The organism is Sedimentibacter sp. (genome assembly GCF_033447055.1).
Classification (GTDB): Bacteria; Bacillota; Clostridia; order Tissierellales; family Sedimentibacteraceae; genus Sedimentibacter.
In genome coordinates, this window is record NZ_JAWQJF010000058.1 from 1 (window position 1) to 10,844 (window position 10,844).

8 protein-coding genes are annotated in these 10,844 nt (G+C 31.7%); all 8 read left to right on the top strand.

Annotated features, from left to right (window positions below):
• A partial coding sequence (locus tag SA378_RS03555) for a glutamine synthetase III (RefSeq protein ID WP_318524610.1) occupies nucleotides 1-1,755 on the top strand: 1,755 nt, incomplete at its 5' end.
• 192 nt (nucleotides 1,756-1,947) lie between these two features.
• Nucleotides 1,948-3,231, top strand: a complete 1,284-nt coding sequence (locus SA378_RS03560) for a glycosyl hydrolase family 18 protein (protein WP_318524611.1) — start codon at nucleotides 1,948-1,950, stop codon at nucleotides 3,229-3,231.
• Nucleotides 3,232-3,312: 81 nt separating this feature from the next.
• Nucleotides 3,313-4,341, top strand: coding sequence for a hypothetical protein (locus SA378_RS03565; protein ID WP_318524612.1), 1,029 nt, complete (start codon nucleotides 3,313-3,315; stop codon nucleotides 4,339-4,341).
• A gap of 68 nt (nucleotides 4,342-4,409) precedes the next feature.
• Nucleotides 4,410-5,003: a hypothetical protein gene (locus SA378_RS03570; protein ID WP_318524613.1), complete on the top strand. Its 594-nt coding sequence runs from the start codon at nucleotides 4,410-4,412 to the stop codon at nucleotides 5,001-5,003.
• 111 nt (nucleotides 5,004-5,114) lie between these two features.
• Complete coding sequence (locus SA378_RS03575) at nucleotides 5,115-5,750, top strand: HAD-IA family hydrolase (RefSeq protein WP_318524614.1); 636 nt, start codon at nucleotides 5,115-5,117, stop codon at nucleotides 5,748-5,750.
• A 136-nt stretch (nucleotides 5,751-5,886) separates the two neighbouring features.
• Complete coding sequence (locus SA378_RS03580; RefSeq protein WP_318524615.1) at nucleotides 5,887-7,785, top strand: glutamine synthetase; 1,899 nt, start codon at nucleotides 5,887-5,889, stop codon at nucleotides 7,783-7,785.
• A gap of 337 nt (nucleotides 7,786-8,122) precedes the next feature.
• Complete coding sequence (nhaC, locus tag SA378_RS03585; RefSeq protein WP_318524616.1) at nucleotides 8,123-9,622, top strand: Na+/H+ antiporter NhaC; 1,500 nt, start codon at nucleotides 8,123-8,125, stop codon at nucleotides 9,620-9,622.
• A gap of 181 nt (nucleotides 9,623-9,803) precedes the next feature.
• Nucleotides 9,804-10,844, top strand: a 1,041-nt coding sequence (locus SA378_RS03590) for a hypothetical protein (protein WP_318524617.1), incomplete at its 3' end; no start/stop codon positions are given.

Here is a 10,844-nt window from a genome sequence, read left to right on the forward strand (position 1 = left end):
GGAGGACTTCGCTCAACATTTGAAGCTAGGGGTTATACAGCCTGGGATCCAACTTCGTATGCCTTTATAAAGGATTCTGTTTTATGCATACCTACTGCATTCTGTTCTTATGGCGGAGAAGTGCTTGACAAGAAAACACCTCTTCTTCGTTCAATGGAGGTTCTTAACGAACAAGCTCTTCGTATATTTAAACTGTTTGGTGATACTCAGACTACAAGAGTAATTACAACTGTAGGACCGGAACAGGAATATTTTTTAATTGATAAAGAAATATATAAAAAACGTAGAGATATTGTATTTACAGGAAGAACTTTGTTTGGGGCAAAGCCTCTAAAAGGACAGGAGCTTGAAGATCATTATTTTGGGGCAATAAGACCGAGAGTATCTGCATTTATGAAGGAACTTAACGATGAATTGTGGAAACTTGGCATTCTTGCAAGAACAGAGCACAATGAAGTTGCACCTGCTCAGCATGAGCTTGCACCTATATTTACAAATACAAATGTAGCTTGCGACCATAATCAGCTTACAATGGAAATGCTTAAACGTGTTGCAGATAAACATGGTTTGTTTTGTTTGCTTCATGAAAAACCATTTGCAGGAATAAATGGAAGCGGCAAGCACAACAACTGGTCTCTTTCAACAAATGATGGAGTAAATCTATTAGAACCGGGAAAATCTCCTTATGATAATGCAAGATTTTTATTATTTCTTTGCGCTACAATTAAAGCAGTGGATGAATACCAGGATTTGCTCAAGGTTTCTGTTTCAACAGCCGGCAACGACCACAGACTTGGAGGCAATGAGGCACCTCCTGCTATAATATCAATTTTCCTTGGAGATGAACTTACAGATGTGCTGGAGTCAATCGAAGGAGAAACAGTCTATGATAAACAATATAAAAGAGAAATGGCTGTAGGAGTTGACGCTATTCCTGTATTTCCAATGGATACAACAGACAGAAACCGTACATCACCTTTTGCTTTCACTGGCAATAAATTTGAATTCAGAATGGTTGGTTCAAAATTATCAATAGCCGGACCTAACATGGTGCTGAATACAATAGTTGCAGAGGAATTGTCACAGTTTGCTGATATTCTTGAAAAAGCAGAAGATTTTACAAAAGAGCTCAATGCATTATTGAAGGAAACTATAAAAAATCATAAAAGAATTATTTTCAACGGCAATAACTATACAGATGAATGGGTTGTTGAAGCAGAAAAAAGAGGACTTTTAAATTTGAAATCTACACCTGAATCATTGCCATACTTTACAGCGGATAAAAACATAACATTATTCGAGAAATTCAAAGTGTTGTCAGATAAAGAAATTTATTCCAGAACAGAAATTGTTCTTGAAGAATATTGCAAAGAAATAAGCATAGAAGCACTGACTATGATTGATATAGTTAAAAAAGATTTGATTCCTGCAGTTACTTCATATATTAAAGAATTAAGCGATACTGCAAATTCAAAAAACGCTTTTATTCCTGAAATTGATTGTGATACAGAAAAAGCACTTATTTACAAACTTTCATTGCTTACTAATTCACTTTACAACAAAACAGAATTGCTTGAAAATAAGCTGTTGGAAGTAAAGAATTTTGCAAGTTCTATCGAGTGTGCAGATTTCAGCAGAAGCCACATATTTACGGCAATGCAGGAATTGAGAGCAGTAATAGATGAACTTGAAACAAATACAGCAAAAAAATATTGGCCATTCCCGACTTACGGCGAAATACTGTTCAGTGTATAATTAAATTTGATACTATTTCAAATGAGCATATTATAAGATTTCTTATAGTATGCTTTTTTGTATAATAGTAAAGTTTTCTTCCTATTATATAAAAAACCAGGATTGCAAAGGACGGTACGTCCTCATAAGCTCAATAATAACAATTAAAAACATTATGCATATAATATCATGAAAAGAAAGGAGATTATATATATGATAATTCATGTTGTACAGCCAGGTGAAAGTATATATACTATTGCAAGAACATATGGTGTATCACCACAAAAAATTATTATCGATAATGAGATTGAAAACCCAAATATAGTTGTGCCAGGTCAGACTATTGTTATTCTGCAGCCAGACCAGGTTCATGTTGTTCAGCCTAGTGATACTCTTGAGAGCATTGCAAAGCAGTACAACACTACTACTGTAAAATTACTGCAGAATAATCCTTTTATTGGTTTTGCAAATGCAATATTTCCAGGAGATCAAGTAACCATAACAACAAAAGGACAAAAAAGGGGGCCGATTTTCGTTAATGGGTATGCGTATCCTAATATAGACAGGGATGTTCTTATGAAAACACTGCCGTATTTAACTTATTTGACATTGTTTACTTATGGCATTACCAATGAAGGAGAATTAATTGACATAGAAGATGAGGAATTAATAAAAATAGCTAGAGATTATGGAGTTGCTCCACTTATGCTTATTTCTACATTGACAGAAGAAGGAACATTCAGCAATGAATTAGCTCATGTTATATTAAATAATGAAAACATTCAAAATAATTTAATAGAAAATGTTTTGAAAACATTAAAAGAGAAACAATATTATGGCTTGGATATAGATTTTGAATATGTACTGCCTGAAGACAGAGAAGCATTTGCAAATTTTATAAAAAAAATAACTACCAGACTCAATGCAGAGGGATTTCAAGTATTTACAGCTTTAGCGCCAAAAATTTCATCAACGCAGGAAGGACTTCTTTATGAAGCTCATGACTATCCGGTTATTGGTGATGCATCAAATAAAGTTCTTCTTATGACATATGAGTGGGGATATACCTACGGACCCGCTATGGCGGTTGCCCCAATTGACAGAGTGAGAGAAGTATTAGATTATGCAGTAACTGAAATAGATAGAGATAAAATTTACATGGGTATTCCAAACTATGGGTATGATTTTATTATGCCTTTTGTGCAAGGTGTATCAAAAGCAGATTCTGTATCAAATGTGGAAGCAGTTAAACTTGCCTCAACTGTTGGAGCAAATATACAGTATGATGAAGTTTCAAAAGCTCCGTTTTTCATATATTATGACAACCAAGGCAGACAGCACAGAGTATGGTTTGAAGATGCCAGAAGCATTCAAGAAAAGTTGAATTTAATTACTGAATATGATTTTGAAGGTACGGGTATTTGGAATGTAATGAGGTACTTTCCACAAAATTGGCTTGTTTTGAGCTCTCTATATGATATAGCTAAACTCCTATAACATAATGCTTGTATAAAACTGTAATTATATAAAAATTGCAGCATATAAATAGATAACAGGTAATAGTTGTAGGAGGTATATATGAATAATAAAAATTATAGAGTGATGAAATTCTTTGAGTCAGTTAATAAGAATGACAAAGCTAGGGGATATGTGCGCCTAGATATAAGGGGAATAAGAGGAAATGTAATAGTATCTGTCGAAAATTTAGGAGATATAAAATCAACAAGTGAAGTTTATTTGTATAAGGATAAATTAAATAAATTAAAACTTGGAGACATCAACAATAAAAAAGGTATGATTAAAAAAATACTTACCTTTGAAAGCAACAATGCTATTGAGGATTACAATATATGTGCAGTTGTAAAAAGCGGTAAAATAGTTCTTTATTCCAACTTGTTTAATCCTACAAGTTTAGACATCATTAAAAAACTTGATGAATCAGGGGAAGATACAAATGAATTTTCAAATGCAATCAATAAATTTGAAGATGTATTGAAAATGGGAAAAATACAGGAAATTAAAAATCAAGAAAATGAAGAAACAAAAGAAACAAGAGAGACAACAGCAACAAAAGAAACAACAGGAACAAAAGAAACAAGAGAGAATTTTGAAGAAATACAAACTAATAACGATTCTGTGGAATTGCTCGAATGTAAAAATAAACTTCATGAAAATTTGTATAATACTTTGAAAGATTACAAGACTGTTGAACCTCTGTCAGTAAAAATTAAAAATTTTTATTGGTGGTATATACCATATGACGAGACAGGTATAAAAAATGGGTTTTTGCCATATTACAATCAAATCGTAAGTTCTTATTATCCTTATCCAATGTCAAATCGTGTAACAACATGCAACAGTCTTATGAAAAGATATGGCCACTATATTTTTGGCATATATAAGGAAAATGATGATATAGTTAAATTTATTTATGGAGTTCCAGGAGAATTTACAAAAGAGGAACAGCCTTATAAGGGAATAACAGGATTTAAAAATTGGTCATACGGAAGTAAAGAAAATAACAAAGAAAATGGATATTGGTTGGCGTTTGTAAATGCAAAAACAGGAGTGATTACTGATCCTCCGCAAATAGTTTTGTCTAAATAATACTGTACAAATTGTTATAAATTTGATATAATTAGCGAGAAGTATTCAAAAAGGAGTATTATAAACAAATGCCATCAATAAGTACTAACATGCACTTTGGTAAAATTTTTATAGAAAATGTTGAGGATGAAATTGACATACCAAGTTTTATAATTGGTATTGTTTTCCCGGATACAATAAACGAAGATGATTTTGAGGAATTGCATAGTTTTGATGAAGATGGGAACATTGATGTAAGGGAATTTTATGAACAATTCAACTTTAAAACACTGAATATTGTACAAAAATCATTTGTTTTGGGATACTATTGCCATTTGTGGTTTGATGAATATTATAAATTTAATGCAAGCAAACTCACTATACATAATAATTTAGAATTAAGCGACGAAGAGCTGGGTGCTGCTGTTAAAAATACACTAAAATGCTATGATTATAAAGCAATAAACAATTTTTTTGAAAAATACACTAATAATATAAATAAGTTTGATTTTAAAATTAATTTAAAAGAAATAAATGGTGTAAACATTAAAAAATCTATAGAAAAAATCCAAGAATTATTGAGAGACAAAACTTCTGATATCATTTATCCTCGGCTTATCGAAGAAGATGAATATATGAGATTTATAAAAAATGGTTGCAGTAAAATAATGAAATCTTTGTAGAAAACTCCCTTACAGGAGTTTTTTTAAAAAATAATATATATTTAAAATGCATACAGAGAGTGTATTTGGTTTTGTTATGCTTTCTTATGTGGCAAATGAGGAAGAGGATGAATGATGGTGAGATATAAATATGTATTTTTTGATTTTGATGGAACTCTTGCTGATACTGAGGAGGTTAATTTTGTAATATATCAAAAGTTGGCTGAAAAATATAATTTAAGAAATATTACCATAGATGAATTGGGCCATATTAAGAAGATGAGCGCCAAGGAGTTAATAGCATACGTTGAGCTGAAAAAAAGATATTTGCCATTCCTGCTTAAGAGGGGTAAAAACCTTTTAACACAAGATATGAAAAATGTTAAACCTTGCAAAAGTGATATTATTGAAACAGTTATAAGACTAAAAGATATGGGAATAAAAACTGCAATTATTACAACAAATTCAAAAACCAATGTAGAAATGTTTTTGGAAAAATACAATGTAGGTATTTTCGATTTCATTGCAAGTGCTTCTATGTTTGGCAAAGAATCTAAAATGAGAAGAATTATGAAAAAAGAAAAACTAAAAAATAATGAAGTTCTTTATGTAGGTGATGAAATAAGAGATATTCACGCTGCCAAAAATGCAGGAATAGATGTTGTGTCAGTAAGCTGGGGATATAATACAGTGGAAAGCCTTAGAAAGAATAAGCCTAACTTTCTCATATCAGAGCCTTCTGAGTTAATAAACATTTGCAGCGAATAAAACACGAACGACAATACAGAACTTTTTTAAATAGTTCGTCAGCAAGGTTAAAAATTATTGAAAAGTATACTTTTTTTCTTGCAATGGTTTTATTCATGTGCTAGAATACAAACCATAAGAAAACAAGGAGGAACATATGAGCAAAATGATATACACCATAAAGCCTGAACACCATAGTATACAAGATTTGACAAAAATACTTGAAGAGCATCCAGAAATTCAGTTTGTATCTTTTATGGGTGTTGACATTGGGGGCAATGGAACCGATGAAAAAATACCGATAAAATTATTTCTAAAAGACATGGAAGATATGTTGAAATATGGTATACAGACAGATGGATCAAGCGTTGAACTTCAAGGCATAGCTGATTTAAGCGATGCAAAAGTTGATATTTTACCTGATATAGATTGCGTGTGGTTTGTTGATTACAATTATGAATATTATAATGATGAAAATGGATTTCAGGTAGGAACGTTGAAAATTCCATCTTTTATTATACACAGCGGGAAACAGGTATGTTCTAGATCAATCCTTAAAAGAGCAACTTTAAATTTCAAGGAAGAAATAAAAGTATTGCTTAGCAGCAATTCAAATATTTGCGATTCTTTGGGATTTAAATATGATGATTTAGAAGAAGTTATTTTGACATCAGCAACTGAACTTGAAATGTGGGTGAAAACTCCTGAACAAAGTGCTGATTTCGAAGAACTTCATACTTCACAGGTTTTGAAAGAACAATATTGGAAAAGAACAATGGGTACTGTAAGAACTGTTCTTGAAAAAATAATGGATCAACTTGAATGCTATGATTTAAAACCTGAGATGGCTCACAAAGAAGTAGGCGGAATTGCAAACAGAATAGATTCCAAAGGAAGAATTACTCATGTAATGGAACAGCTTGAAATAGATTGGAGATTTTCAAATTCTCTTCAGACTGCAGATAACGAGATCTTTATAAGAGAATTAATTGAAGATTTATTCAGACACCACGGATTGGAAGTTATGTTCAAAGCAAAACCTATTGAAGGTGTTGCAGGAAACGGAGAACATGTTCATTTAGGTGCGGCAGTAAAACTTAAAAATGGTAGAAGAGTTAATTTGTTTGCCCCAATTGACATGAAGAAACAATACTTAAGCGAAATTGGATATGGTGCTCTGATGGGCATCTTAAAAAATTATGAAGTTATAAATCCTATTGTAACAGCTACTAATGATGCTTTCAACAGATTGAAGCCCGGATTTGAAGCTCCTATATGTACGGTTACATCATTGGGGGGAACTAAGGAATCGCCTTCAAGAAACCGTTCAGTATTGGTTGGAGTAATAAGAGACACAAACAGTCCGCTTGCTACAAGATTTGAATTAAGGTCACCAAACCCATATTCAAATACATACCTGGTTATTGCTGCATCATATCAAGCGATGTTAGATGGCATATTAAAAGTAACGCAAGCAGGTATGACCTCTGATGATTTGGAAAAAGAAATATCTAAAAAATATGGTGATGAAGGTATTTATTTAGAGAAATTTAGGGAATACAGAAGTGAAGAAGATGTTTTCGAACGTTATTCTGAAGAAGAAAGAAATAGACTCTACGGTATAGCACCGGCTACGGTTTGGGAAAATTTAAATGGATTTGCTAACAATGATTTAAAACAGCAGGTTTTAAAAAAAGGTGATGTTTTCACAGATGATTTGATAAAATCCTTCAAAGAATCAACATCACAAAAATGGAAAAATGAGCTTAAAGGCAGAATAATTCATGACAATATTATGTTATTAAAAACTTTTGTAAAATTGCATGATGAGCAAAACTACGCGACAGATCTTGATGTGGTAAATTGGGAAAAAATTGTGTATCTGAAATCAAAGCTCATGAAAGACAGCATGACAAAAAAATGTATATTTACAAAAATAAAAACAGCTCTAAATGAAAGTGATTACGACACAGCATCAGATCTTCAAAAACAAATGAATGAAAAAATGTCGGAAATCAGAGCTTTATACATACAATACAAAAACAATATATTTTAAAATGTATAATAAAAAATCAGAATTGAAAAATTCTGATTTTTTTGTCTAAAATGTGCGATTTTATTGTTGAATATTTATATATAAATCGATTATTTATTAATATAATAAATAAATTCTTGTTTACAAATATTCAATTGTGTGTTAAAATTTTATTATGGGAAAAACGTATTCTTTTACATTTGGGCGGTGTTTCAGGTACGTTTGGAGCAAAATAGTTGCGTATGGTTAATTTAAACTTAAAAGGATAACGTTATTATTGTATTTATAATTGGGTTGAAATGGGTACTATCCTTTTGGAATGATATAGCTGTACGTACAATATCTATGGAGGAGAATTATGAATAAGGGTACAAAGCAAAAAAAAGAACCGACATTATTAATTTCTATCATCCCGGTAGCAGTAACGGTAGGCTTGTTAGCTTTCTCGATAATAGTATATGGAGCAGATGTTCATATTCCTATTATACTTGGGGCAATTGTAGCTTCAGCAATAGCAATATTTAGTCTAGGTTTTACTTGGAAAGAAATTGAAGATGGTATCGTTGATTCTATCAGCAGTACGATGCAAGCTATATTAATACTTGCAATAATCGGTATATTAATAGGTACTTGGATAGCTGGCGGAATAGTTCCAACAATGATTGTTTATGGTTTAAAAATATTATCGCCGACATTTTTCCTGGCCGCATCTTTACTGCTGTGCAGTGTAGTATCTTTAGCAACAGGAAGTTCATGGACTACAGCCGGTACAGTTGGAGTTGCTCTTATAGGTGTTGCTCAGGGTCTGGGTGTGTCTCTTCCTTTGGCAGCTGGAGCAATTATATCAGGAGCATACTTTGGTGATAAAATTTCACCATTGTCTGACACAACAAATTTGGCACCTGCTATGGCAGGATCACAGTTGTTTGACCACATTAAACACATGCTCTATACAACAACTGTATCTTATGGTATTACATTAGTTATTTTTGTAATTTTAGGATTACAATACAGAGGGTCTGTGCTTGATACAACAGAAATTAATGCAATTATTGAAGCGATATCAAGCATTTACACAATAAACCCAATTCTTTTATTAGTTCCTGTTATAGTAATTGTCATGGTTGCAATGAAAGTTCCTGCAATACCGGGCTTAATAATCGGCTGTATTCTTGGAGCAATTGCAACAGTATACCAAGGCGGAGATTTTGGTTTAATACTAGATGTATCTAATTATGGAGCAGTTTCTGAAACTGGTCATGAAATGGTAGATAATTTATTGACTCGTGGTGGTTTGCAGAGTATGATGTGGACTATTTCTTTGATTATGTGTGCGTTGACATTTGGCGGTGTTCTTGAAAAAACTGGCATGATGGCTGTTATTGCAAATAAACTTTTGATTTTAGCAAAGAGTACAGGTTCTTTAGTTCTTGTAACTGCAGTAACTTGTTTGTTTGTAAATATTCTTTGCGGAGACCAATATTTAGCATTGGCATTACCGGGAAAAATGTTCAAAGACACTTATCGTGAGAGAGGATTGGCTCCAAGAAACTTATCTCGTATCTTAGAGGATTCAGGTACAGTTACATCAGCATTAGTTCCATGGAATACATGTGGAGCTACTATGTCGACATTCTTAGGAGTTCCAACATTATCATATATACCATATGCATTCTTCAATCTGTTAAGTCCAATTGTATCAGTTTCATTTGCTTATTTAGGAATTTCGATTATGACATTAGAAGAAGATCCTGCAGCTGCTGAATATGTAAGACCTATGAAATTTAAGAAATCATCAAAAGAGTTAATGGATATCCAGACTAGATATCAAAATCTTAATAACATAAAAAGTGCATAATCTGAATACAATAAATAAACATATACGTTAGTATTTAAGATAACCTTATGAGTGATTATGAGGTTATCTTTTAAATTATGCTTTTTATTTGACAATGTATCGTTTTAGATATAATATATGATGTGTCGGAATTTTAATATAATAATTTTGTTTGTAATATTGCAATGTCAGGAGTGAAATCATGGATTTTCAGCTTAAGTATGCAGGTGAGCTTGGTAAACTTAAAGAAAATGAAGATAACGTTAAACTTTTTAAAGATGTAGCTGTTAAATTTTTGCATAATAATTTAAATGAGCTTAAAAAATTGGTTGATGGATTATTGATATTTTCAGATGAAAATAAGCTTTATAAAACAAGAGCATGGGCATTATATTATCTAGGTTGGTATAATTTTAATACATCAAATTATGATGAGGCTGCAGAAAATTTTTTAAATTCACATGATATTTTTGAAAATACAGAGGATAGTATCGGAATAATATATGCATGCAATGGTTTGACAAATGTGTATTGCCAAATAGGACAATTTAAACTTGCGAATGAGTGGGGTTTAAAAGGCATTTCTCTTTCCGAAGAAATTAATGAAAAAGACGCTCTAACAATATTGCTTATTAATACAGGTATTAATTATATACAGATGAATTATTTTAAAAATGCCAAGGAATTGTTTAATAGCATTGAAATAATGGGTTTTGAGCTTACTAGTGAACAGCGTGTTTCTTGTAAATTGTCACTCGCTGAGGTAGAAATAAATGTGGGTAATCCTGAAGTAGCCCTTGCGTATATAGAAGAAGTGTCAAGAATTAAAGAACATGCAAATATTAGTACCGGTACAAGTGAAATGTACAAATTAAAAGGAATGGCATATATAAAACTTAATGAATATGATGTTGCTGAACAGGAATTAATTAAATCATATGATTTTTCAGATAAAAAAGGACTAATATACGAAAAATGCTCTGCTATGGTGGAATGGGCAAAGTTATGTATTTTAGTAGGAAGAAATACAGAAGCAATAAATTTATTAAATGATGTGGTTGATATTTGTAAATCTAAAAAACTAAATATATTATTAAGAGAAACTTATTATATTTTATACAAAATATATAAAGATTTCAATTTTTCGGGTGAAGCTCCAGCTCTGAAAGGTAAATCAATTTCTTACTTTCGGATTGTCTTAATTCTCAAATTGAAATTTCAATTTTTGATATTATCAACAGAA

Excerpts from the sequence above, each read along its gene's own strand:
- SA378_RS03560 (WP_318524611.1), top strand. The coding sequence starts at position 1,948 with ATGATAATTCATGTTGTACAGCCAGGTGAAAGTATATATACTATTGCA.
- SA378_RS03565 (WP_318524612.1), top strand. The coding sequence starts at position 3,313 with ATGAATAATAAAAATTATAGAGTGATGAAATTCTTTGAGTCAGTTAAT.
- SA378_RS03570 (WP_318524613.1), top strand. The coding sequence starts at position 4,410 with ATGCCATCAATAAGTACTAACATGCACTTTGGTAAAATTTTTATAGAA.
- SA378_RS03575 (WP_318524614.1), top strand. The coding sequence starts at position 5,115 with ATGATGGTGAGATATAAATATGTATTTTTTGATTTTGATGGAACTCTT.
- SA378_RS03580 (WP_318524615.1), top strand. The coding sequence starts at position 5,887 with ATGAGCAAAATGATATACACCATAAAGCCTGAACACCATAGTATACAA.
- nhaC (WP_318524616.1), top strand. The coding sequence starts at position 8,123 with ATGAATAAGGGTACAAAGCAAAAAAAAGAACCGACATTATTAATTTCT.